General features: G+C 58.9%; 29 protein-coding genes and 1 riboswitch. Of the genes, 12 read left to right on the top strand and 17 right to left on the bottom strand.

Annotated elements, in window-relative coordinates; genetic code table 11:
• The first annotated feature begins 55 nt into the window (after window positions 1–55).
• Window positions 56–289: a hypothetical protein gene (locus AB9K35_RS16785; RefSeq protein WP_369927843.1), complete on the top strand. Its 234-nt coding sequence runs from the start codon at window positions 56–58 to the stop codon at window positions 287–289.
• Entirely contained in the window at window positions 267–953 is a 687-nt protein-coding gene (locus AB9K35_RS16780; RefSeq protein WP_369927841.1) for a hypothetical protein, read from the top strand. Before AB9K35_RS16785 ends, AB9K35_RS16780 begins: the two co-directional genes overlap by 23 nt.
• Before the next feature lie 90 nt (window positions 954–1,043).
• Here AB9K35_RS16780 and AB9K35_RS16775 read toward each other — a convergent pair whose 3' ends face one another.
• The 8 genes from AB9K35_RS16775 to AB9K35_RS16740 form a co-directional block, all read right to left on the bottom strand.
• Window positions 1,044–1,700 carry a DUF1963 domain-containing protein gene (locus tag AB9K35_RS16775; RefSeq protein ID WP_369927840.1) on the bottom strand — a complete coding sequence of 219 codons (657 nt, stop codon included), beginning with the start codon at window positions 1,698–1,700 and terminating at the stop codon, window positions 1,044–1,046.
• A 134-nt stretch (window positions 1,701–1,834) separates the two neighbouring features.
• On the bottom strand, window positions 1,835–2,638 hold the full coding sequence (locus AB9K35_RS16770) for a hypothetical protein (protein ID WP_369927838.1): 804 nt from the start codon (window positions 2,636–2,638) through the stop codon (window positions 1,835–1,837).
• Between the two features lie 66 nt (window positions 2,639–2,704).
• Complete coding sequence (locus AB9K35_RS16765) at window positions 2,705–3,106, bottom strand: hypothetical protein (RefSeq protein ID WP_369927836.1); 402 nt, start codon at window positions 3,104–3,106, stop codon at window positions 2,705–2,707.
• A complete protein-coding gene (locus tag AB9K35_RS16760) occupies window positions 3,099–3,359 on the bottom strand; it encodes a hypothetical protein (protein WP_369927834.1) in 261 nt (86 codons plus the stop codon). The genes AB9K35_RS16765 and AB9K35_RS16760 overlap by 8 nt, the downstream gene beginning before the upstream one ends.
• Window positions 3,360–3,397: 38 nt before the next feature.
• Window positions 3,398–3,829, bottom strand: coding sequence for a hypothetical protein (locus AB9K35_RS16755; protein WP_369927832.1), 432 nt, complete (start codon window positions 3,827–3,829; stop codon window positions 3,398–3,400).
• A 10-nt stretch (window positions 3,830–3,839) separates the two neighbouring features.
• Complete coding sequence (locus AB9K35_RS16750; RefSeq protein WP_369927830.1) at window positions 3,840–4,319, bottom strand: hypothetical protein; 480 nt, start codon at window positions 4,317–4,319, stop codon at window positions 3,840–3,842.
• Between the two features lie 76 nt (window positions 4,320–4,395).
• Entirely contained in the window at window positions 4,396–4,848 is a 453-nt protein-coding gene (locus tag AB9K35_RS16745; protein WP_369927828.1) for a hypothetical protein, read from the bottom strand.
• Window positions 4,849–4,864: 16 nt separating this feature from the next.
• Window positions 4,865–6,757, bottom strand: a complete 1,893-nt coding sequence (locus AB9K35_RS16740; protein WP_369927827.1) for a hypothetical protein — start codon at window positions 6,755–6,757, stop codon at window positions 4,865–4,867.
• Between the two features lie 144 nt (window positions 6,758–6,901).
• On the opposite strand from AB9K35_RS16740, the gene AB9K35_RS16735 reads away from it, so the two are divergent.
• Entirely contained in the window at window positions 6,902–7,573 is a 672-nt protein-coding gene (locus AB9K35_RS16735; RefSeq protein WP_369927825.1) for a hypothetical protein, read from the top strand.
• 198 nt (window positions 7,574–7,771) lie between these two features.
• A complete protein-coding gene (locus AB9K35_RS16730; RefSeq protein ID WP_369927823.1) occupies window positions 7,772–8,788 on the top strand; it encodes a hypothetical protein in 1,017 nt (338 codons plus the stop codon).
• 311 nt (window positions 8,789–9,099) lie between these two features.
• Here the strand turns inward: AB9K35_RS16730 and AB9K35_RS16725 are convergent, their stop codons facing one another.
• Window positions 9,100–9,678, bottom strand: coding sequence for a hypothetical protein (locus AB9K35_RS16725; RefSeq protein ID WP_369927821.1), 579 nt, complete (start codon window positions 9,676–9,678; stop codon window positions 9,100–9,102).
• Window positions 9,679–10,086: 408 nt separating this feature from the next.
• Between AB9K35_RS16725 and AB9K35_RS16720 the strand changes: the two genes are divergently transcribed.
• Together AB9K35_RS16720 and AB9K35_RS16715 are read left to right on the top strand one after the other, a co-directional pair.
• Window positions 10,087–10,731, top strand: a complete 645-nt coding sequence (locus AB9K35_RS16720) for a hypothetical protein (RefSeq protein ID WP_369927819.1) — start codon at window positions 10,087–10,089, stop codon at window positions 10,729–10,731.
• Window positions 10,728–11,525, top strand: a complete 798-nt coding sequence (locus tag AB9K35_RS16715; RefSeq protein WP_369927817.1) for an ABC transporter permease — start codon at window positions 10,728–10,730, stop codon at window positions 11,523–11,525. The genes AB9K35_RS16720 and AB9K35_RS16715 overlap by 4 nt, the downstream gene beginning before the upstream one ends.
• 14 nt (window positions 11,526–11,539) lie before the next feature.
• Here AB9K35_RS16715 and AB9K35_RS16710 read toward each other — a convergent pair whose 3' ends face one another.
• Both AB9K35_RS16710 and AB9K35_RS16705 read right to left on the bottom strand, forming a co-directional pair.
• A complete protein-coding gene (locus AB9K35_RS16710) occupies window positions 11,540–12,001 on the bottom strand; it encodes a hypothetical protein (RefSeq protein WP_369927816.1) in 462 nt (153 codons plus the stop codon).
• Window positions 12,002–12,038: 37 nt separating this feature from the next.
• Window positions 12,039–12,764 carry a site-specific DNA-methyltransferase gene (locus AB9K35_RS16705; RefSeq protein ID WP_369927814.1) on the bottom strand — a complete coding sequence of 242 codons (726 nt, stop codon included), beginning with the start codon at window positions 12,762–12,764 and terminating at the stop codon, window positions 12,039–12,041.
• A gap of 156 nt (window positions 12,765–12,920) precedes the next feature.
• On the opposite strand from AB9K35_RS16705, the gene AB9K35_RS16700 reads away from it, so the two are divergent.
• The 4 genes from AB9K35_RS16700 (at window position 12,921) to AB9K35_RS16685 (ending at window position 15,397) form a co-directional block, all read left to right on the top strand.
• A complete protein-coding gene (locus AB9K35_RS16700; protein WP_027234239.1) occupies window positions 12,921–13,454 on the top strand; it encodes an NYN domain-containing protein in 534 nt (177 codons plus the stop codon).
• A gap of 69 nt (window positions 13,455–13,523) precedes the next feature.
• A riboswitch (SAM-I-IV-variant riboswitch) is annotated at window positions 13,524–13,647 on the top strand.
• Between the two features lie 181 nt (window positions 13,648–13,828).
• A complete protein-coding gene (locus AB9K35_RS16695) occupies window positions 13,829–14,305 on the top strand; it encodes a peptidyl-tRNA hydrolase (protein ID WP_369928277.1) in 477 nt (158 codons plus the stop codon).
• On the top strand, window positions 14,295–14,852 hold the full coding sequence (locus AB9K35_RS16690; protein ID WP_369927812.1) for a hypothetical protein: 558 nt from the start codon (window positions 14,295–14,297) through the stop codon (window positions 14,850–14,852). Before AB9K35_RS16695 ends, AB9K35_RS16690 begins: the two co-directional genes overlap by 11 nt.
• 137 nt (window positions 14,853–14,989) lie before the next feature.
• Window positions 14,990–15,397, top strand: coding sequence for a hypothetical protein (locus AB9K35_RS16685; protein ID WP_369927810.1), 408 nt, complete (start codon window positions 14,990–14,992; stop codon window positions 15,395–15,397).
• Between the two features lie 153 nt (window positions 15,398–15,550).
• On the opposite strand, the gene AB9K35_RS16680 is transcribed toward AB9K35_RS16685, so the two are convergent.
• The gene (locus tag AB9K35_RS16680) at window positions 15,551–16,243 is read right to left on the bottom strand and encodes a hypothetical protein (protein ID WP_369927808.1); all 693 of its coding nucleotides are present in this window, start codon (window positions 16,241–16,243) and stop codon (window positions 15,551–15,553) included.
• A 183-nt stretch (window positions 16,244–16,426) separates the two neighbouring features.
• Here AB9K35_RS16680 and AB9K35_RS16675 point away from each other — a divergent pair, with 183 nt between their 5' ends.
• Complete coding sequence (locus tag AB9K35_RS16675; protein ID WP_369927806.1) at window positions 16,427–16,741, top strand: hypothetical protein; 315 nt, start codon at window positions 16,427–16,429, stop codon at window positions 16,739–16,741.
• A gap of 169 nt (window positions 16,742–16,910) precedes the next feature.
• Here AB9K35_RS16675 and AB9K35_RS16670 read toward each other — a convergent pair whose 3' ends face one another.
• The 4 genes from AB9K35_RS16670 to AB9K35_RS16655 all read right to left on the bottom strand — a co-directional run bounded on the left by AB9K35_RS16670 (window position 16,911) and on the right by AB9K35_RS16655 (window position 19,001).
• The gene (locus AB9K35_RS16670; RefSeq protein WP_369927804.1) at window positions 16,911–17,168 is read right to left on the bottom strand and encodes a hypothetical protein; all 258 of its coding nucleotides are present in this window, start codon (window positions 17,166–17,168) and stop codon (window positions 16,911–16,913) included.
• A gap of 23 nt (window positions 17,169–17,191) precedes the next feature.
• Window positions 17,192–17,755 carry an RNA polymerase sigma factor gene (locus AB9K35_RS16665; RefSeq protein WP_369927802.1) on the bottom strand — a complete coding sequence of 188 codons (564 nt, stop codon included), beginning with the start codon at window positions 17,753–17,755 and terminating at the stop codon, window positions 17,192–17,194.
• Window positions 17,756–18,165: 410 nt separating this feature from the next.
• Window positions 18,166–18,432 carry a hypothetical protein gene (locus AB9K35_RS16660; RefSeq protein ID WP_027234229.1) on the bottom strand — a complete coding sequence of 89 codons (267 nt, stop codon included), beginning with the start codon at window positions 18,430–18,432 and terminating at the stop codon, window positions 18,166–18,168.
• Complete coding sequence (locus AB9K35_RS16655) at window positions 18,429–19,001, bottom strand: RNA polymerase sigma factor (RefSeq protein WP_369927800.1); 573 nt, start codon at window positions 18,999–19,001, stop codon at window positions 18,429–18,431. Before AB9K35_RS16655 ends, AB9K35_RS16660 begins: the two co-directional genes overlap by 4 nt.
• A gap of 241 nt (window positions 19,002–19,242) precedes the next feature.
• Between AB9K35_RS16655 and AB9K35_RS16650 the strand changes: the two genes are divergently transcribed.
• The gene (locus AB9K35_RS16650; protein WP_369927798.1) at window positions 19,243–20,328 is read left to right on the top strand and encodes a macro domain-containing protein; all 1,086 of its coding nucleotides are present in this window, start codon (window positions 19,243–19,245) and stop codon (window positions 20,326–20,328) included.
• Between the two features lie 38 nt (window positions 20,329–20,366).
• Here AB9K35_RS16650 and AB9K35_RS16645 read toward each other — a convergent pair whose 3' ends face one another.
• Window positions 20,367–21,476 (bottom strand): hypothetical protein, encoded by a 1,110-nt coding sequence (locus AB9K35_RS16645; RefSeq protein WP_369927796.1) that lies wholly within the window; start codon window positions 21,474–21,476, stop codon window positions 20,367–20,369.
• Window positions 21,477–21,670: the final 194 nt, after the last annotated feature.

Raw genomic sequence — 21,670 nt, 5'->3', positions numbered from 1 at the left:
CAGGGTGGCACTGCGATCGGTATATTTGCAGGCGACATCAGGCATGGAGGTCATCATGAGCTTTCTCGACACCCAGAAGTTCCGCGAAATGCGTGACCGGATGAAGGTCCAGTCGGGCGTTAGCGCGCGCCGGTTTGATCGTGAGCTCCTCGATGCCAGCCGGGATGCGGCCGCGGCTGCGCCGGTGGCTGATACCCTCCAGCCGGATGACTTCGTCACGCAGATGCTCGCGGATCAGCCCCAGGATGGCGATGAAGCGGGGTCTGATGCAGAACAGGAAGATCACTAAAGTCGAGGTCTCCGACCTTTTCTGGAAAGATCTGGCGGGCTTGCGAAAAACGCCAAACTACTGGGCGATCCGCAAGGGTATTGCGGAGATGATCCAGGCGGTATCTCGGGGAGATCCGGGGGGCGATAAGGCTTTCATCGGCGATAAGAAGGGCTGGGCGGGCATTCTGCACAAGCACCTGCCCGGCAAGATCATCCTCTTCACAATGTATCCTGAAGAGAGCACGATCCGTCTTTGCGCGCTCAAGAAGCACGATTTCTACGGATTTCGAAATGAGCGGAAATCCCGTGTGGAGGATGCCATCAGGAAGGTGCGCGGCGCGGCCGAGCGGCCCGCCAAACGCAGCCCTGAGTGGACCTCTCTGAAATGGCAGGATCCGGGGCAGATCGCTGGCAATCCGGAATTGGTCGAGCTGTCACGGGATGGGCTTGATGCTCTCTATCAATCGATCCTCGAGGAGCAGGATACGTTCGAGATCCTGGCGCGCCGGCTGGAACGCGAAAATATGTCTATGCGGCTGCAGGAAAGCTTCACCCAATCCTGGATGGATGCACTGATCGAGGCGCAGGGTGCTATCGAAGGCGAGCTGGTTGCGCGCGCCCGCCGCCGGGCGCCGCATTTGGAAGCGGCCGCTTTCGCCGATTGGGGCCGGGGCCCGGGATAAACCCGGCCGGGTGATACAGGCTGAATGCGAAGGAAATGACCTGGACTGAACGTCCAGGCCCTGAGATTTCACGTTTACTGCCGCTCAGTCTCAAGCCCAATCATGATAAAATCTGCCATTCTTGGGGGAGTACCAAATGTGCGCCGTTCCGTAGATGGTGCATGCTGGATCTTCCAGAATATCTGTGCCGATGCCGGGCTTAACCTGGTCGCTGACCTGGTAGAGGAGAATGGCATCATCCACGTCCGGCCGTTCGGGACCTTGGTCCCAGTAAGGGTGCCCGCCGAGTTTGTCCGTACGGAATGTGTGCATCCTGACTGTTGCGCCGGTTGCAATCGCTTCTGCTTCCGGGATCGTCTTGCCATCGGATGTCCTGACGGTCCCGGCAATTTCCGAGCGCGGCATCGCGGGGAAGTCCCGCGGATCGCCATCGAGATCCAGCTCTACCAGATCCTCAATGTGCAGCGTTTCGGTGAGCTCGCGCCATCCCGTAACCGGGCGGGGACTCGGAGTGAACTCCAACCCCTCAGGCCATTGGCGGGGCGCGCCCGCTTTCGACGTGTCTTGCAGGATCAGGGCGATATTTGATTGGTCTTCTTCGAAGTCTTCCCCGCGGAAGTAGCTCAGCAGACCATGGCGGGGTAAGCCTGGGATGACCGGCAGGCTTGCCAGATCCAACTGCAGGATAAAGGCCATCGGCTCATCCATATAGAGTGGCCATTCCCGCCCCTCTTCCAAGCAAGGCATCCCGAAGTAGCGGGTTCCCTTATGGTCAATATCGTCATCTGCAATATGCGAAAATAATTTACATGATGAGGGCCGCTTCCAGGATCCGCAGTGAGGGCTGGGCGCACAGATGGGATGGGAGCCTTTCTGCGCTCCTATGGGGCAATGCCTGCAACCTCTTCAATATCCGGCTCCAGAACATGGAGATGCGCTGCAATCTTCCCGGCATAGGCGATCGGATCAGCAAAAAGCGGAAGAGCGCCGCCGGGTGCTGCCGCCCAGACCTGGCCAACAAGCGCCCTGGGGTCGGTCGAAGGCTCCTGCGCAATCCCCACGTCGATCGCCCCTGAGGTCATGGGGTATCTTGCCAGAAGATCTTCAACAGCTGCGCGCTGCAGCTCCAGGTGATGAGGGTCCGCGTCTTCCAGTTTCTCCCAGAAGTTTCTTGCTGACCGGTTCCGGTTTGCGGGGTCCAGCAGCAGCGCAGGGGTCTCGCTGCAATAGTGGCAGGGTCCTTCCGCCGCAATCTCGCCTGCCACGATCATGTAGCGGCGCTCGTAAAGGGTTTCCGGGGCCGGGTGGATCAGGACGTCTTCGTCTTCCGATTTCACACGGATCCTGTCCTTCAGCTTGTCAAACTGACCGCCCGCGCCCGGGACGTAATACTGCCCGATCGGGTCCGCCATACTGCGCATGGCCGGGGAGATGCCGCGCGCACTGATCTCGTCCATGACCGCGCCCGCCTCGCGGGCGGGTACGATAACGCCTTCGATAGCCGCCAGCACGGCCGGGTCGCGATAGGCGGCTGCCCGGCGGCGCAAGACATCGGGCCTGTCATAGTGGTCCATTCCCCAGAGGGGTCCGTCCTCCTTGAAATCCTGCAGGGAGCTGAAGATCTGGATCCGGTCACCCAGCTCGCTCTTCAGGGCAGCGTAGAGCATTGAGTCTGCGAGCCGCATATCTGGCTCCATCTGGTGAAAAGGAGAGATATTGTAGTGGATCTGCATGGCGTTCCAGCGCTCCAGTCAGAGTGATGGCGCGGAGGCGGTGTCGCGCGGGGAAACCTCGACCTCATGCGATGCCGCAATTTCGCCAAGCCGGACATCGAAGTCCTTGACCCGGCCGGAAATCGCAATGCAGGCGTTGACCTCCTCAAGGATCTTGGGGCCCGCTTCCGGGTGCCGGATTGCTTCCCATGGGATGATCGCGACCTGGATACTGGGATCGATTTCACGGATCTCCAGTGCGCGCAGCTCGACCATTTCCGCGGGCCCATGCTTGTGCAGGCAGCCGCCGCTCCACTCGTCTGTTGTCCAGGCCAGTGCGAGATCGATGTCGCCCACAATTGTCCTGGCGCCGCCCGCATGAAAGAAGAGCTGCCCGGTGGCATCATCGAACCTGTAGTATGGGGTGCGGTCGTCATTCATCTGTCTTGATTTCCTCTGATGGGGTGGTCTTGATGCGGCCGAAGGCTTCGATGAACTGGTCCTGCATGTCTTGGGGCAGCAGGCGGCGTTCATCGCCCGGCATCAGCTTGTTGCTGACGTCGCGCACGACGATGCGTGCGGGGTTCGGCATGCCATCTGCCGCTTCGGCCTCCAGTTGGTCTACGGCCGTCATGGCGGCCTGCCGACAGGCCGTGACCGCATCATTCCAGATCTGGATTTCACGCTGGGTCATGGGTCGGCCGTCAGGGGCGCGGGGCTGCGCGGCGGAACTCATGGCGACAAACCCTCATCGTCATCCGGGTCTTGCGGCCGGTTGTGGTAATCGTCTTCCCGCTGAAGGCGGAGCGCTTTCGACCAGCGCTGCACATGAGCGGCAAGGAAAAGATGGCTTTCCGTCGCGTGGAAGGCGTCCCCGCTGAATACGGCCGCATCGATCTCATCAATGCTTCGCGCAGTCGATGGGTGGAGCTCACCCGGGGCAGTGTTCAGATCTGCCTCAAATGGCCAGCCATCGCCAGGGAACCGGTCCACCGATTCAATTGCTGCCTGGGCCAGCCCGCTGAGAGCCTTCTCAATCTCAGGTTCACCCTGCAAGCTTTCCGGAAGTGCCTTTTTCAGGGAGTTCTCGACATGGGTAAGGCGGCGGGCCTCGATCGCTTCGAGCTCTGTCGGTTCGGGCTCGCGGATCTTGTCTGTGCTCATGGGCTTTCCTTTATTCGCCTGCGGTTTCGCATGTCATCATTTCGATGCGCTCGGACCATTCCTTGTGACCCAGGGTCGTCTCGCCGGCTGCGACTGCGGCGCGCCAGGCCTCAAGGCTCAGATCCGGCGCATCGCCCGCGGGTACTCGAACGATATCGTCGGCCAGGCGGCCCACATTCATCCATGGCTTGGAGGGGATTCCGCGCAGCCAGTCCTGGGCGGAAGGAATGATCCCGCCGCAGTCCTCCCGCACATGCTGCTCGCCGATAAATCTGGTTGGAATGGTCTTGCCATCAGAGTTCACAAGGGTCGGCCCGAACTGCGCCTCCATCTCGAAGATGCCGAAGGCATGATGGCGCAATGCGCGGTGACGGAAGTTGGCCATCTGGCTTTTCGAGCCGTCAAACCAGGAATGGATTGCCAGGTAGTCTTCCGGCGTCCCGCCATATTTGCGGGCCGATGACTGGGCATGGTGGTACGGGTGTGACATGGGCGCTCCTTAATTGGAGTGATATTCGCAAATTCGCATAGACGCTGCAATCGATGGAGGCGCCCTGTTTGTGGATTCAGGCGCCCGGATCGAAATCATCCTCATATTCCGGCTCTTCCTCATCGTCATACTCGTCATCATATGAGCCAGGCGTGTAATCGGTGTAGATTACCTCCGCGGCATCCTCCGAGATCGCGATTTGCAGGTAGACAGCGCCGCCCTCGTTGTCACTGTAGTTCCCGACCGGGTCGGCATCCTTCTCGACCTTCTCTTCCAAAATGTCATAGAGGGATTTGCGGTACGATTCAGCGCTGCGGACCTTCAGCTCTTTGAGGGATTTCCAGACGGAGTCTTCCGTTCCTTCCGCCCCATCACGCAGAGTGAGGATCAGATCATCCATGTGGCCCTCGTCGCCGCTTCCCGAGAAGCTTGCTTCGATGGTGGTGACTTCAAACTTATGGAGGATGGCGGCGAGCCAGGGCTCGATGGAGGACGAGGTCACTTCCTGGGGGTTATCTTCTTGAGACATGTTCGGCACCTTTCAATTACGGGCAGCTAGGTTCGGTTTCGCGTGCAGGTTCAAGCGCAGCCAGGTCTGAGCTGAGTTTGCTGATGCATTCATCCAGCCTGGGCAGGATATTGGTGTCCTGGTCGTGCGGAATGGCGGCTTCGGCCCAATCGGCGGCGCTGAGCCCGCGCAATGATTTTGGCAGCAGCGGCGCGATCAGCTGCATCGTGCGCTCGGGCATATCCGTCTCGCAGATATTGGCGCCGCAAGCGTTGACCAAACGGGACAGCTTTTCCTTGAGGTTGCCCTGGTTGGTGGAGATGCGGTCAGCATAGGTCTGCACTTCTTCAGCGCTGAGGTCTTCCAGGCGGGTGCGCAACGCCTCCGCCGCGGCCTCAGCCTCGCGGGATGGGGAGGCATTATTCTTTGCCTTGTGCTGGGTCACTTGCCAGCTGTAGCTGGGACCGTCCGGCTGGATTTGCATTTTCTGGCCAGTCAGCTCGGCAGTGGAAAGAATCCGGCCGTCAGGGCTCTCGATCGAAAACAGCAGCATCAGGGCTTGATGGTTCGCGTCCAGCACATGACGGGAATAGGAGCCGACGCAATGGTTTTCGCGGCGCCCCTGCTGGATCAGCGCGTCGGTGCTGGACAGCTCTTTCGCAACAAGCGAGCCGACTTGGATCTCATCCAGAAGCGGCGCCCATTCGATATTTTGCTGGATCGCCATCATCTCATTGTCGATCTGACCATGTGTATGGTGCCAGCGGGTATCCGCTTCAGCGATGGTCTTCAGGCTCGCGTGTTCTCCGATCACCTGCAGGACTGAACGGCAAGTCATCCAGGCTTTTTCTTGAAGGCGGTCCGCAAAAGTCGACAGGTAGACAGCATCATCCGCGTGCAGTTCTTCTTCGCTGAGCAGCTGGTGGGCAGTGCTGCTGATGCGGTGCATGTCAATCCCTTCGGCGTCCTGCAGCTTTTGGGCAAGGATGGCACTGGTGAGATACCTTGCCGTGTTGCGAAGGTAGTCATGAGTGTCCCACATTTTTGATTTCTGGTCCCTCAGCCGAGACCGGGCGGACCCCCAATCGGTGGCGGAGATACGCCGGAAGATGCGGTCAAAAGGAGCGGGGCCAACATCGAGAGTTTTCTCGAAATTCAATGCGGTATCTGTGAAGTCCAGGACTTCCAAGACCCGAACGTGGGCCTCCGCGTCAGCACCTGCGGGCAGCTGGTCGAAGCGGATGCGCTGCGCTGCCTCAACCGCAATGCTTTGAATGTTGTTCATGGAGGTCGCATGGCCAAAGCGGGTCACGCATCTACGTTTGACCGGCGTGGCGCCATCGGAATTGCCGGGATCAAAGGTCAGGTGTGAGATGGCGCGTTCAAAGCGGGAATAGACCCGCATCTGTGCGGCTGTCAGCCCAAGCTCATCAGCGATGACCGGTCCAAGTTCTGATCGTGCGTCGATGATCGCCCGGAACTTGCGGTTTGTTACGAGCGTTTCGGCCATCATCGGGTATGAGATGAGGGCTTGGCTTCGCGCCTCAATGTCACCGGACGTGAGGAAGTTGAGCGTTTCATTCAGGTGGGATGCGCCAATATCCGGAAGCCGCTTCATGATCTCAAGCGCGGTGCTGGTCAAAGCGCTGAGCGCCACGGATTGCAGTGCTTCAACCTGGTCTTCGGGGTAGTCTTCCAGAGCTTGGCTCGCAACGCCCGTCAGCGGCTCGGAAAGCAGCGCATAGGGCAGGGCGGTCGAGACCAGGTGGTAGGGCAGGGTTTCATGGAAGTCTTGGCCCGTCTGTGCCGCCTCACCAGCTGCTCGATCGACTGTCGCAGCAATGGATTGGAGATCACTTTCCTCCAGGTTAAGCAGGACGCCAGAGGAGACGCCAAAAGCCGGAGAATGAACAATGAATTCGCATAGCATTGGGTTTTCACCCCTGGTCAGGGTGAGGCTTTGCAGGTTTGAAAGGGCTTCTGACTTCAGCTGAATCAGGTTTGATGACATGATAATCCCCGGCGTTGTTCAATTTCCGAAGCTACGGGGTGTGTGCGAAAAAACAAAAGCATCATGGCGCTGGCATCGTCGGGAAGCATGAATTCGCGAGAAAGGCGCGGATTGAAGCTTTGCGATTGGAGATCGGGGATCTTTGCTTTATGGGGCGCTCATAGAGAATTCTCAGGAGTTGGCATGAGCCAGATTCCCGCCAAACAATCCCGCGCTGTCGCAACAAGCCTGCGTACAGCGGCAGTGGAGAACAAGGTCCGCTCGCAGGACGTTCAGCGCATTGCTCAAAAGCACCGGATACAGGCCGGGGATGTCATTGGCATTGCCAGGGAGATCCTGATTGATGTCGAGGCTGCGAGGCCAGTGCGGTCAGAGAGCCATCCAGGTCGTGTTGCTGGGAAGGCGGAGGCGGGGCAAGGCAAGCCGCCCGTTTCCGCCTTGGTCAGAGATCAGATCCTGAAGGGCGGGATCTACCGGACATTGCTGCCGCTTGGAATTGCTGAAGACCCGGACAAAGTTCAGGTGCTCACGACCTATGGCCAATTCCGCCGCGAGCGTCAGGCCATTAAGGATTGGGTCAGCGCGCTGGAGCGGGAGAACGAAGAGCTGCGCCGGCAGACGGCCCGCCTGAAGGCGGAGCTGGAGGGGCAGGATGCGGGTCCGGCCGCTCTGGATGACGCCGAAATTGCCCGACGGGATCCTCATTCCTTCTTTCGCGATCCCAGAGATCAGTAGCGTCCTGCTTGCCGCAATCAGGAGGGCAGATGTCATCGATCCATTGCTGTGCCGCGACCTGATGTCCAGGTCGCCGCCCCTCGCCATGTGTCTGCGAAAATAGATAATCCGGTTGCAGATTACCGGAAGCACGCGTAGCCTGCCAGAAGTTCACGGCTAAGCCGTGCGTATCGAAACCTTCCAAGAGGAATGGATCCCATGCGCTTGTCTGCAGATCAAACCGTTGTGCTTGTTTGCGAGAAGAAATCTCAGCTTATGAACATGCACAAAGCATTCATTGCCGAATTCCCCGACGTCACCTTTCATGGAATTACCACCCACTCGATGGGGCCGCATACCTTCGGCATGAAGCTTTCGCGCAAAATGCCCATGTCCGGTTTGCCCGCGATTGCGGAGCCGGTCTGGGATGTGACCAATCAGCCGGTCTATCTCGGGTGCGATCTTCAAGAAGATACGGACGCACGGGCGCTGCTGCGCAGCGCAGACGTCATCATTTGCGCAACGGATACGGATAGCTCCGGAGCGCACGCTTTCCGGAATCTTACCCGGCACTACCTTCAGGACCCCGATGATTTACTGCATTTTCCGCGGCTTCATTTGATGTCTGAGGCGACCGATGAAATCCGGGCGGCGTTCCATGAGGGGAGGACAACTGCCGATGCGGAATTTACAGCTCTGCTCGCTGCTGCTGATGCCAAGAAATTCTTCGATAGCTGCTGGGCGGCCAATGCTATCCCGATCTTCTCGCCTCTGATGCGCCAGGCGGGCGCGCCGCAGGGGAAACTGTGGATGTCCAAATACTCTCTTCAGCTGCTCTTTGGGCTGAAAGACGCAGGACCAATTACAGAATCCGAGATCCTGAGGATGATGCATCACTGGAAGGGGACTGGAAAATATGACGCGGATCCGTGGCACGCTCAATTTGCAGGTGCGGCTACACGAGCAGCTATCATCCTGAACCTCAAAGATATCGGTTTCCTTGAGGAAGAGCTGGAGGTCGAGAGTGGCTGGTCCAAGCCAAAGAAGCTGCGGATCTCCGCGTCAGGATTAGGGTTCCTGGAGCTTATCCATCCGCGGTGCCGTGACGCAGATCTGCCGTTCAGGCTGGCCGACTGGGGCCGGAATTGGCCGAGGAGCCGCCCCCAGATCGAAACCTACATCAAGACATTCTTCGGCCGCCAGCTCCGATACAGTTCCGGGCAGCGCACCTCCTAACAAGAAAAGAAGAAAAGAAGATGAGTCCCGGCAGGGCCTCCTTGGTCTCGGCCTGTGGCCGGGATCAGATCAAAGAAAAAATGAAAAGAAAAAACAAAACATTCATAACGGCTATCACCAATCGCCCGGGAAGCCCCTTCCTTCAGGTGGGGGAGGGGCGGGGCCGCCTTATGGCGCCAGCAGCGGAACCTCATGCCGACGGCAAAAACTCCGAGCTCCTGTGGGAGCGGGCACCACGGGCGTTCCCGGTCAGGGAGGAGCCGCTGCGACCCGCCATCTTCAGCGAGTTGGTCATCTTTTGAGATCTGGGCTCAAAAGGAGTTCGAGCGATCTTGCTTCTCGAGTTCTATGCATTTCTCAAGAGAGCGTCCGATGTAGAGCACACTGACCCGCCCCTTTTCCAAGCCGGTCGCTGATGTTTGTAGGCGGATTGCTTCAAAGGGGCTTTCTTCGCCTGGCAGGAAAAGCGCATTCAAGTAGCGCTCTTTCTTCATCAGGCCGATCATCCAGTCTTCTGGGGCCGTCCAGACCGAGCCTTTCATGAGGTCATCCGATACTCCGGGCTCACCATATTTCAGGGAAAGTTGCTCTTTGATGGCTTCGAACTGCGCACGTAGTGACGCTCCAAACCTATTCGTGGAAATTTCTTTGCCGCTAGCCATGATGCTGCAATAACCCAATTCATCATGATATCGCAGTATGTAGCCCGTCATGTCCGGGTGGCTGTGCGGGAGCGTGGCGCAATAGTGATTGAGCCCCTCGACATGCTTGCACCCCAGCGACTGTGGGGTGTCAGCTTGAAGGTCTATACCAAAAGGATCTGCCGTCACGTGCGAGCCAATGGCAAATGCCAAAGTGAGCCCGCTCAGACATGTCATCAACTTCCCCATTTCTTTGCCCTCCAAAATTCTTCTACCAATGGCACAAATCTAATTTTGTTCGACCCTATGGTGAGCACTCAGGGAGATACAACCCGGGTAGCGGTATCTCATCGGAATTCTTGCAGGGCAATTCGAGGCCGATCGGCGTCTGAAGCAGCTATTGGTCGCTGGGACCAGCTGAAGGAGATGTAAAATCCGGAAAACTCGGAGCTGATGAGCTAAGCCGATCGACGAGGAGGGCAAAACGGGCATTGATGCGCCCAACGGATCCATGGGGGCTTGCATGGATCGGCCCTTTTTGTGGACCTGACGGGCCCGTTGTCCACATCCTTGATGCGGGCGCGGGCCGCGGCGCGTTGCTGGCTTAGATTTTTCGCAATACCGTTTGGGGAGTACCTCCAAGAAGAGATTGCGAAAATGAAAAACTATATTGTCACGCTGAGCTGCGTTGCGGCTCTTGCGCTCTCCGCATGTGCGAAAAATGAACAGGCGAAAGCGTCAGCCAGCTCCATGCCGTCCGGAACCTACCATGCGGATGTCCAGCCTGAGGCGCCGGAAGTGCGCCAGTCGGCATCGGCGAAACCTGTAGAGGGTGCCAGGGTTGAGCACCGGCTCGACAGGGTGCGCCTGGGATTTGGCGACTATGCGGACTCGGCAACCACCGCCTATGGCTTGTGGACCAACGTGGCAGAAGAGGCGAACCCGATTTTCGCCCCCTTCGGCGATGCGGTCCCGCTCCTTGCCCTCCCGGCGAAGTATGGCATTAAGAAGCTGATCGTGTCTGGCGGTACAACTCCAGCCCGCGCCAACGTGACTGTTGAGGCGCTCGGCACTCTGGCTGCTTGCGCCAATATCGCGACTGTTTCGGGTGCCGCTGCCCCTCCGGCCTTGGTTTTGGGCGTCATTTGCGGCGCGATCTACAACAACACGATGCAGAAAAACTACGAAGCGGAAACCGGTCGCACCCTCGATGGATTGCCGGTTGAGCCCGCCCTGCCGACCCTTCCTGTGGCGCGCTACGGTTATGCGAAAAATAAGCGAATCTCGGCTGAGGATAGATGAGCCTGTCCGGAGTTTGTCTGGGGGCGGTCAGCGCAGCTGGCCGTCTCCACAATGCCACCGCGGCAGAAGTTGCGCGTGGGCATGATCACCTACTGCTGAGCATCGCTGCAAACGTTGCCCAGACCCTCATCCTGGTCGGGGTCTTCTACCTCTTCTCGATCCTCACCGGGTTTGGCACCGCGATGGTCCGGGGTGATCTGTTGATCTACCTCATCACGGGCGTCTGCATGTTCAATCTGCACATCCGTGCCATGGGGGCTGTCTTGTCTGGCGGGCGGATAGGAGCGCAGAATGATGCGGCTCACCCGGGGCTCGCGGCATCCGCATTGGCTTGCCTCTATGTCCAGGCGTATTCGATCGCCATCGTGGCAGGGGCGTATCACGTGTTCATCAAAAGCTTCAGCATCGATGATGCGGCAGGTCTGGCAATCGCCTTCATCCTCTGCTGGCTGTCAGGCGTCGGCGCCGGGCTCATATTCCTGTCCGCAAAGGGTGTCTTCCCACGGCTGTCCGCCCTGGCGGCCCAGGCATACAGCCGGTTCAACATGATCGGATCCGGCCAGATGTTCGTTGCCAACATGCTGCCAGCGCATGTGCTGGTCTATTTCAAATGGAATCCCCTGTTCCACCTGATTGACCAGGCGCGGGGCTTTGCTTTTCTGAACTATTCACCCTGGTTCTCAAATATGTGGTACCCCGCTGCCGCGACCGGGGTCCTGCTTGTCGTTGGGCTGCTGGCAAGAAACAGCAGCGCAGGGCAGGGGGCGGCATCAGCCGGTCCGGGCAAGCCCTGAGCCCTGGCTGGCAGTCAGATCAGGATGATCGCCAGCACGACGCAGAGTAGAAGAATGCCGCGAGCAAGGAACGTGACGCGGCTTTGGAGCCGTCGGATTTCCTCATCCTTCGCGATGCTCTCCTGCAGGATCCGCTCTTCTCTCTGCCGCAGCCCCTCCCGTACCTTTTCGAGATCCGGATGAGCCCCCACACAGTGGCTCATCAAGCATTCATGTGCCACGGGATTAAATTCGCGGTGCAGCTTTAGGGAGGCGATCGCGAGGAGGCTGGCGGCCAGGCCGCGCAGATCGGATGGCGCAAAGCCCCCGCTGGAGGCTTTGCGCAGCCGGTTCTCAATATCGGCCATCGACCGCTCGGCGCGGTAGGCCGCATCCTGCTGCAGGGCGTCCATCTTCGGATCGCCGCTGGGGTGGTCCAGAATGCCATCGACCCAATAGGAGCCGAACGGGCCTGGTTGCGGGCTTCTTTCAGTCATGAGGGGTTGCTTTTCACAAATATCGTCCAGGAAGAGATCACTCGGCCGGCACTTCCAGGCCCTGGCAGATTGCGGCCCACTCCGCGTGCAGCCGCTCGCAGGATTTCTCGAACCAGACAGGATTGAGCTCGATCCCCACCGCCCGCCGCTCGGCGCGCATTGCGGCAACCAGGGTAGATGCGGAGCCTGCAAATGGGTCGAGCACAAGTTCGCCCTGGTTTGAGGAGTTTCGAATATAGTGGTCCAACAGGCGTAACGGTTTCTGGGTCCTGTGAAACCGGTTCTTGGGCCGCGGGCAGGCGAAGTCCTGTGTCGATCCCGGCATGTTGATCGTCGCCGCACGCCCCTTCCAGAGGTACAGGGTGAACTCTAGGTTCTTCATGTACCACCTGTTTCTGGTTGGGGCGCCTTTGTTCCAGGTCAGAAGGTTGTGCAGCTTCCAGCCCGCGCTAATGAAGGCGGCATGGGCATCGAAGACGTTCTTGTCATTGGCCATGATGTACGCGTCGCAGTGATCACGGCAGGCTGCGAAGATCGGCGCCGCCATCTCTTCCCAGGGCACGACTTCCATGAGCGTGCCGGAATTGTCGTATTGGTCGGACGCAAAGATGCCAGACATGACTTGCGCGTTCTTGCCGCCCCTTGTCAGCTTGTAGGGCGGGTCGGTCACAACGAGATCCGCCTTTTCCGGCAAGTTCCGGAGAACTTCCCGCGCATCGCCGAGGTAAAGCGTGCAGGGGCCTATGGTTTCAAAGGTAAGCATCGGATCTCCGGCCGCTTGTGCTGTTGTCCACATGATAGGCGCCCGTATGTGCGAAAAACAGAATTAAGGCATTCACCATCAACGGTTTTCCACATAGATTTCCTGGAGGGGCTGATCCCCAAAAAGACGAACCAAAAAATGAAAAAGGTCCCCAGGATGTTTTACAAAGATGATCGCATTGCTTTGCTGATTGACGGTGTGAACCTGCACGGCGCCGCGAAGGCGCTCGGCTTCGAGATCAATTACAAGCTGCTGCGGGAGGAGTTCATGCGCCGCGGCAAGATGCTGCGGGCGAGCTACTACACCTGTGTGAGCGAGCAGGACGACTTCCTGCCCCTGAAGCCCCTGACCGACTGGCTGCAGTATAATGGCTTCAACGTGGTGACGAAGACGTTCCGGGAATACACCGATCCCCTTGGCCGCAAGAAGAAAAAGGGCTCCATCGCGGTCGAGATCGCCACTGATGCGATGATGGTCGCACCGCATGTGGATCATGTCGTGCTGTTCTCCGGCGACGGCGATTTCCGCGCCTTGGTCAGCGCCCTGCAGGCGCAGGGCTGCCGCGTAACCGTTGTGTCGACCACAAGATCCGAGCCGCCGATGGTATCTGATGATCTGCGCCGCCAGGCGGACAACTTCATCGAGCTGTCGGATCTTGCCGATTTGATCGCCCGCAAACGCGACGACTGAGGTCGCGGCAAAAAGTGCGAAAAAAGTGCGATAGAAGGATTGACGCGCTGCGGCCGTTTGCATAATCTGATCCTGCATCACGAGGGGGCACGCTCCCCGCCAACCTGCCAGGCCCGGTAAGGTGGTTCCTCGAAAGAGACGATGCGGGCAAGATGGCCGCAGCCCCCTACGGCCGCCAATCCAAGGGTCACATTGAGAGGCATCAGCCTCGCACCGGAATTCTTGCTTGGGCGCAAGCCTCGGCACTTTGGACTAAGTCGCGGGAACAGCAGGGCGCCCTAACGTCCACGCCAGGCGGGTTCGACTCCCGTTAGTCTACCAATTCGCCCCTGAGGGGGCATGTGAGAGGAAAGACGATGAAGCGCATCCAGTAGATCCCTGCTGAGAAAGTTGCCCCGGACGAGACACTGCGTCTCTATGCGGTCCTGCGCGGCGACCTGATCATGTCGGAAGGCAAGTCCAACGCTCAAGCGGGTCATGCCTATGTCGATACGCTTCTCTCTTCCTTGTCTCACGGCAATACCGAACTGCGTGCAAACGCCGAGGGCTATGCCAGCCTGCGGCCGGGCACGAAAGTCTGTCTCGATGGCGGCTCTGAGGACCGTCTCGAGCTGCTCGCCAGCAAGCTTGACGCGGCTGGCATCCCCTATGTCCGTATCATCGATCAAGATCACATCGAGCCGCCGCATTTTGATGGCAGCCCGGTCCTGACCGCGATCGGCGCCGGACCCTTTACCCGCAGAGATACGCCCAAGTGCCTTCGCCGTCTGCCGATGTGGACGGGCGGGGCCCGTGGGGCTGCGCAATCCTTTGACCATCGGAAAACCAAGGAGAAATTTGATGAACAGTGATGTCAAAACGAAAGCCAACAGCAAGTACGAACTTCAGAAGCTGTTGAATCATGCTGGTTGCATCTCGGTCGGGCAGCTCGCCGGCATGGCGCACGCTTGCGCTGATGAGATCCCGCGCCGGGAGGCGAGCAACTTCATGGCTTCGCTTGGTGTCACCGGGTGGGGCGGATACCGGGGGCTGCGCCGCGAGCTGCGCGTGATGCTGCGGGAAACCGGACGCCTGCTTCATCATCTGAAGCTCGCCTTCCGCCAGGGGCAGAAGGTCAATGGCGGCTGCGGCGACCCGGCAACTGCGAGGCTGATCGACCACCACCGTTTGCGGTTCAATGCTCTGCTTGGTGTGCTCGCCTATGCGCGAGCGTGGGCGGCAGATGCGCGCCCGGCCGGCAGCCAGGCCGAGGCCCTTCTGCAGCAGCTGGCCAGAGCGGTTCGGGATGTGCGCGACATGAAAGACGGCCGCCTGCCAGCGTCCAAGCTTCAGCTGGAAGCGGCTGAGGCGCGTCTCGATCAGCTCGTTGATGCCGCCATTGTCCGGGCTGAGGTGTGAGACGGGCGAGTTTGCTGACTGCCCGGTCTGCAAAACCTGAAGGCGCGACCCCTGATAGCGCCCTGCGTTAACCGGGCTCTCCGGTTAGCGAAAATCAGAAACATGTACAGATAACCCAATCTCAGAGGATGAGACCCATGACCACTGAAAAGAAAACCCTGATGATCCAGCCGATCGCAGACGATGCGACCTGTGCTGATGTTGCCCGCCGCCTTTGCGCCAGCATGAATGACGGCCGCGGCCTGCTTCTGGCGTGGGGGCATCTGAACGAGGCGCCGGAGGTCTTCTTCGGGGAGACGCTTTCCCTGAGTAGCAAGGAGGCGTACCTGGCTTTCCGCGCGCTGCTGAAAGAGCACATCCGTTTCTTTGCGGCAGAGCAGCGCGAGTTGGCGAAGGCCATGCGGATGCCGGGCGGGAACGAGTTCGCGCAGGTGCGGCGCGACACCTACAAACGGACGATTACGATGCTCATCGAGATCAGGCGCGCTGGAAAGGTCTGGTCCGCGGGGCAGGCTGCGGCGCGGCGGAATGCAGAGGCCGCGTGAGGTCGTGCTGCCGAGCGTCTTTTCCCTTCAGTCGGCATGAGACCGGCTGAAGGGTGCGCCTATTCGGCCGCTGGCCGAGATCGGGCAGCCTGCGATCGGCCGTCCATTGCAATCCAGCATATCCAAGGGCGTATAGACCACGAATGAGAGGCCTCAGGAAATCTTCATAAGAACGAAGGAATGCTCCGACCAGGCGCGCCCGGCCAGGAAGCAAGCTTCCACTCCGCTCCTTTTGGCAATCTCCTCGAGAACCGGTTCCTCCGGGATTATCCCGTCGATGAGCTCTCTGCGGATTCCTTCCGCGCAGGGGCCGATGAGGTACTTGATATGCGGGAAGATTGTGTCCCAGTCCGCCGGGTCCTCTTTCTGAAGGCGCCCGCGGTGGACCAAGGCCATCTTGAGCCGTTCCGCAAATCGATCCGCCGCCAGCAGCTCCGGATCGCAGCCGCAACCGGACATGTCCCGCATGGCGCGGGCCGCCTCGAGAGCTCTTCGAACCCTGCCGCCGGCATCTCGACCGCGCTTTGGCTTTCCGTAGATCACATAGCCAGAAAAGGGGAGATCATCCCGATCGCAATGCAGTGCCCGGCAGATCAGGTCCGCCTCATCAGTGGAGGGGCGTGCCGCACCCGAAATCCAGTCTTTGACCAGGCTCTCAGGTACTATCATGGCAATCATTTCGCTTACCGCGCGCGCCAGCCCCTCGACGACTTGCCCGTATTCGCGGCCAAACCGATCGGCCCCAAGGGCGAGAATGCGCTCGCCGAAAGGGCTTGTTACCTGCCCGTAGGCTGGACCACGGTCCTCGTATTCCAAGAGGCTCAGGAAGCCTTCATCATCCCGCATCACAACCCTCCGGCAGGAGCTACCCTGAAGATTTCCTATTCGGCCTTCGTCCGGGTGGCAAGGTTGGGAGGGTCCTAGGACATCTCCGAATTTTCTAGGTGTTTTCAGACCGTTTTGCGAAAAAACAAACTATGAAATACCCGAGCCGGGCTGCTCGGCCTATTTTAGTTCATGGAGAGAAAGATGAAGACCGAAAAACCGAATTGGGACCGCATGGGTAAAGGTCCAATGATGTGGGTGCTCGGCCCGGCCAGCGAGATTTCAGAAGGATTGTTCCGCCACGGACCGGTGGAAAGCACTCGAGACATCCTCCATTTGGCCAATGAGGGTGATATTTTGGTCGGGCGGATGCAGGACACCAAGGAAGTGGCCGCCATGTATCTCGCTTTCGATAACCATTTCACTCGTTTGCACGACGGCATGTCTGGCCGACTCTACGAGGCACTGAGCGCTGCCCTGGAGCCCACTGAGATTTCCCTTTCGCCGGGTTCGGCATAGGCAGGGGCGAATGCCGCGCAAGAGATCCTCCTGTGTCTAGCAGGCCCTCCATCTGCAAAGTTGGGGGGAATGCACTTCGGGCATCTGCAGTGTCTTGCTGTTTCGAACCCATTTGCACAGAAACGTAGCCATTTCTGCCTGTTCGTGAAGAGATGTCAGGTGATCGCAGCTATGCAGATATTGCCCAGGGGAGCTCGTCATCGCAGCCATCTATCCGGGCCTCGATTTTGGAGAAAACGTCGGGCGGCTCCGGACCTTCTTCACCAGACCCATGTTCGATCAGCGCGTCGATAGCCTCAACCCATTTGCTGTAGCGTTTTGACTTCTCTGGGCAGCTTTTGATTTCATCGTAGACCCTTTTTCTGTCCAGGTCTTCACTTACACCGAGCACACACTCTGCAATTTGAATGTCGGTCTCGATGTCCACAAGTTCACCTCACGTCTTGACCCTCACCTGCGGAGGGTATCGCGAAGCACTTCAAGCGCTTCACGGATCTTCGATTTAACCTGGGCTTCTGTGAACCCGGTCACACTTGAAATCTCCGCATACTCCAGCGCACGCGTGTACGCCAAGCACATAATTTCACGATATTCCTGCCCCATTGCGTCGATGCAAGACGAGACCTCCTTGACGAATTCACGCTCAGCGGGTTTTCGCTCCGCACCTTCTTCGTTTCGGAGAGTTTCCGCCAATGCGCGATGTTGCGCTCCCCGCGCAACTGTGCGGAGGCTCTTGTCCTCGCGCAGGCGATTCACGGCGCGCGTCCGGGCCATGGTATTGAGCATTGTGCGCGCATCATGCTCTTCAGGATCGAAGAGGTGTGCAGCCTGCCAAACGCGCAAGTAGGTATCCTCGAGTACATCCCTGCTTGCTTGAGGGTCGCGGAGAATGGTCAGGATCCGGCCGTAGAGCTCCGGGCTGGTCAGCCTGTAGAGTTCGCGCAAGGCGCTTCGCGAACCCTGGCCGGTTTCGGCAAGTAGCTTACTGATCGATGGCTCTGCCGGCTGGCTCATGGTTTGCTCCAATCAAAATGTTGGCCCTCATAAACCCTCATCTCGTTGTTTCCCCCCTATATTTGGGGGGATTAGGGTGATCAAGAAAATCACATAGAATTGATGTTGCAAGCCTAAAAGGCCTGCCCGCGCCGGATTCAGCCGAGAGGGATTCGTCATTCTCCGCTGGTGAAGCGGGAATAGAGGGGGGAGCGCTGGTGGCATCTCTACAGAAACGTAATGATTTCGCTACGTTCGCGTGGACTTGGACGTGTCAGCCGACTGTCAAGACGCGAGCCCCGGTTGTCAGCGAAGGGGCGCCGGTGCTCTTCATTGGGATAGGCATGCAGCCGCCGGTAGCATAAAGCATCCCGTGTTTTCTCTACGGGAACGCAAGAAGAGAGTGCGCCTGGCGTAGAGATATGCGGTCTTCAAGATTTCTGTTCTGTATCAATTGGGGGCTCTTTGAAATCCCCGGCATCTATTCGTTCTTCTATTCTTCTGAGCACATCTTCAGGATCAGGAACATCTTCCAAGTGTGTGGGCTCGATTGGGAAAGCCGCATCCAGGATCTCCGCGCATCTCAAATAGAAGTCGCGGTACTTCGGCTCCTTGACGATGTCATTGAGGAGCTGCGCCCGCTCGTCCGGATTGTCCAGTCCGAGCAGGCTCTCGATGATCTTGATATCAGAGATCATTCCTGGTCACCCTCAATACCGTTACGCACTTCAATGATCGCGCGCCTGATCCAAGTCTTCAAGGTATTGACCGGAATACCTAGCGTCTCGGATATTTCCGGATAGGTGAGCCCCTGGACATAGCTCATCTCCAGGACTTGCCTATACTGGGGGCGCAGCGACTGCACATGTTTGGAAATTTCAGCATCGCGCTGGACGTTGATCATCGATAACTCAACGTCGGTACCCTGGTCGATGATGTCTTTCTCAAATTCAATGGGTTGTTGCAGGGTAGACGCACGGAATGCCGCCGACCGGATCCGGTTGATCGTGAGCTTGCGGGCCAGGGCGGAAATCCAGGTAATTGCACGGCCGCGCGAGCGGTCGAAGTTGGATGCATTCTTCCAAATGCGGACGTAGGTCTCCTGGAGGAGCTCTTCCGCTTCAGATTGATCGCCGATCAGCCTCAGAATTCGGGAGAACACGAACCGCCGGGTCCGATCATAAAGCTCCCGGAAATCCTTGCGGTTCCCGCGGGCGACCCCCTCGAGAAGGGGGGCGAGCGTATCATCCTTTCGGCTCGGCGACATATGAAGCTCCCGCGGTTTCGATCATGCCATATCGGCGAGCGCTTCAGACAACCATTCAACCGGAGGATCAAGGAGCGCGAGTTAAATTGCATTTTAGGCGTAACATTTCAGCAACCCTCGAAATTTAGTTAAAATTGTTTGGAACCAAACCTCTGCAGCTTGTGTGCCCGCACGTCTGATCCCGGGAGATGTGGCGGTTTTCATGCGAAAAACGGAGAATGGGGCCTGAAAGGAACACTTCATGCTCATCTGCACACCAAACCTGAAAATCCAAAATTCGCAAAGAGACGTCCTGGTCAACACGGTGAACACAGTCGGGGTGATGGGGAAGGGGCTTGCGCTCGACATGAAGAAGGCTTTCCCGAAAATAATGGCCCCCTACAAGCAGGCCTGCTCGGACACCCGTTTGCAGCCGGGAACCTTCCAGCTGATCAAGGTGAACGACAGGCAGACGGTGCTGAACCTCGCCACAAAGCAGCACTGGCGCGCGGCCTCACGCTATGACTGGATCGGCTCCGGGCTCGTCTACATGAACCGTCTGCTGGCCGACAGCGATCGCGGGTACCGGTCCGTGGCCATGTCGATGCCTGGCTGCGGGAATGGCGGTCTGGACGCGCGGCGTGTTCAGCAGATGATGCGCATCTACCTGCACCGCGCCATTGAGGCGGGTGTGGAGATCGAGGTGTCGCATGAGCAGATGGATGGCTTTCACGATCCGGTCTTCTTTGCCGGGGTCGGCTCCCGAAAGACTCCCGCGGGGGTTCAGAAGCTGATGAGCGAGATTGGCGCCCTCATGACCGAGGATGGCGCACGCCTTCGGTCCGGCGGGGCGGTGGGTGCGGACAGCGCCTTCTGGAATGGGGCCCGGGAAGTCGACGCCGGCGGAATGGAGATCTTCCTGCCCAAAGTGAAGGCGCATATCCCGGATGGCATTGTGAAGAGCAGCCCGGTCTTCGAGCGTCTGGCCCGGAACTTCCACGCCTTCCCGGAAGCATTGACCCCGGATCCCAACAACCCCAATGACAAGCGGCACTACACGTTGAAGCTCATGTCCCGGAACGGCAACCAGATCTTCGGCAAGGATTTCCAGATACCGACGAACGTGGTGATCTGCTGGACGCCAGGCGGGAAAGCGGGCGGCGGCACCGGTCAGGCCATCCGGCTCGCCAACTCAACGGGCATCCCAGTGATCGACCTCGGCAGGCCGGAGCTTTCCGGGATCTCGGCGATCGAAGTGCGGGATATGGCCCGCGAGCTTATTTCGGCCTTCCGGATCAGCCGCGGGATCAAGGAGCTAGAAGTCAGCAGCGATCTCGCTCCCGCCTGAATAGCCCCTGTCCGGCAGCTGCAGGGCAGATGGGCCCTTCAGCTGCCCTGCAGGGCGAGCGCCAGCTCGGCACTTTCCAGGACATATTGGCCGATTCCGGGACGCCAGATCAGACCCTTGTCGCGCAGCGCTTCCAGGGCTTTCTGGATGCCGCCCTTGCTTGCGGGATTTTCGGGTGTTCCCAGACGTTCGCGCGAGGGTTCGGAAAATGGGGCGAAGTCGATCCCTTGCTCTGCCATCAGCTTCAGGATGCCCTGCTGAAGCGGGGACAGGGATGCGATCTCGGAGAGGAGCTGCGCCTTGGCCGCGGCAATCCGGGCGTCGACCAGCCGCTCCAGCGCCGCCTCCCCGAAATCAACGTCGAGGAACAGGTCGCGCAGGCAGGCATTCAGACGCTCCGGCCGCCGCCCAAGCTTGTCAAAGGCAGCTTCGATTACTGATGCATCCAGCCTGGCAGTCTCGGAGAGCCGGCTGTTCAGATGATCGGTAATGGCTTGGGTGTATTCCGGACCCAGGGGCGGGAAATCCCGGATTGAGGCGCCGAAGAAGGGCGCCTGGTGATCATGGACCAGGGCGGAGAGCTTGTCCCGGTGAGAGCCGGTCATGATCAGGTAGAGGTGGCCAGGCATCCGGGATTGGTTGATCGCATCGCGAGCCGCTTTCAGCGCATACATCGCATTGCGCCCCTCGTCTGAAACCAGGCTGTGCTGAGCTTCGTCGATAATCACCGCGACATCCTGGCCGGTCGCTTCCACCAGAAGGGAGAGTGCATCCGGGATTGTGCCCTCCCATGTCCCGGAGGATTTCAGATCAACCCGGAAGCCCAGAGCGCCGATGGCGCTGAAAGGAGTCTTGCGCCGGATTTTGGCGATCAGACCGTCGTGCTCCTCCAGCGCGCGGGCGATCCTGGCGGTAATCAGCTTTCCGGGGTCGGTGCCCTTGTCCGCCCAAAGGTCGACATAAAGCGGCAGCATGCCCCGGTCTTCAAGGAGCGGCAGCAGATCCCGGCGCAGGAAGGTGCTTTTCCCGGTTCGCCGCGGCGCGGCCAGAAATACCCCGGAAATCTCACCGAAGAGGGGGTCCGGGTTGAGGAGCGCCGCGATGCCCTCCGCTACCGCAGGGCGGGGAACGAACAGTGTTTCAGCCATGAGTGCTCCTTGGTACTCTTATGAGGAGTACCGTACTCCTTTCAGGAATACTTTGGAATACCTCTTCCGGTTTCATAGCACGACCTATAGGGTCCTGGCTCGCCAAGACCGGAGTTTTCCATATGATAAATCGAGATATTTTGCGCCAGGGAGGGGATGCTCTTCGGGCGCGCGCAGAAGCTCTGCCACAGGCC

The organism is Leisingera sp. XS_AS12, from assembly GCF_041224635.1.
Classification (GTDB): domain Bacteria; phylum Pseudomonadota; class Alphaproteobacteria; order Rhodobacterales; family Rhodobacteraceae; genus Leisingera.
Note: the sequence above shows the minus strand (reverse complement) of the source record. Positions and strands in the feature narration are given on the sequence as shown.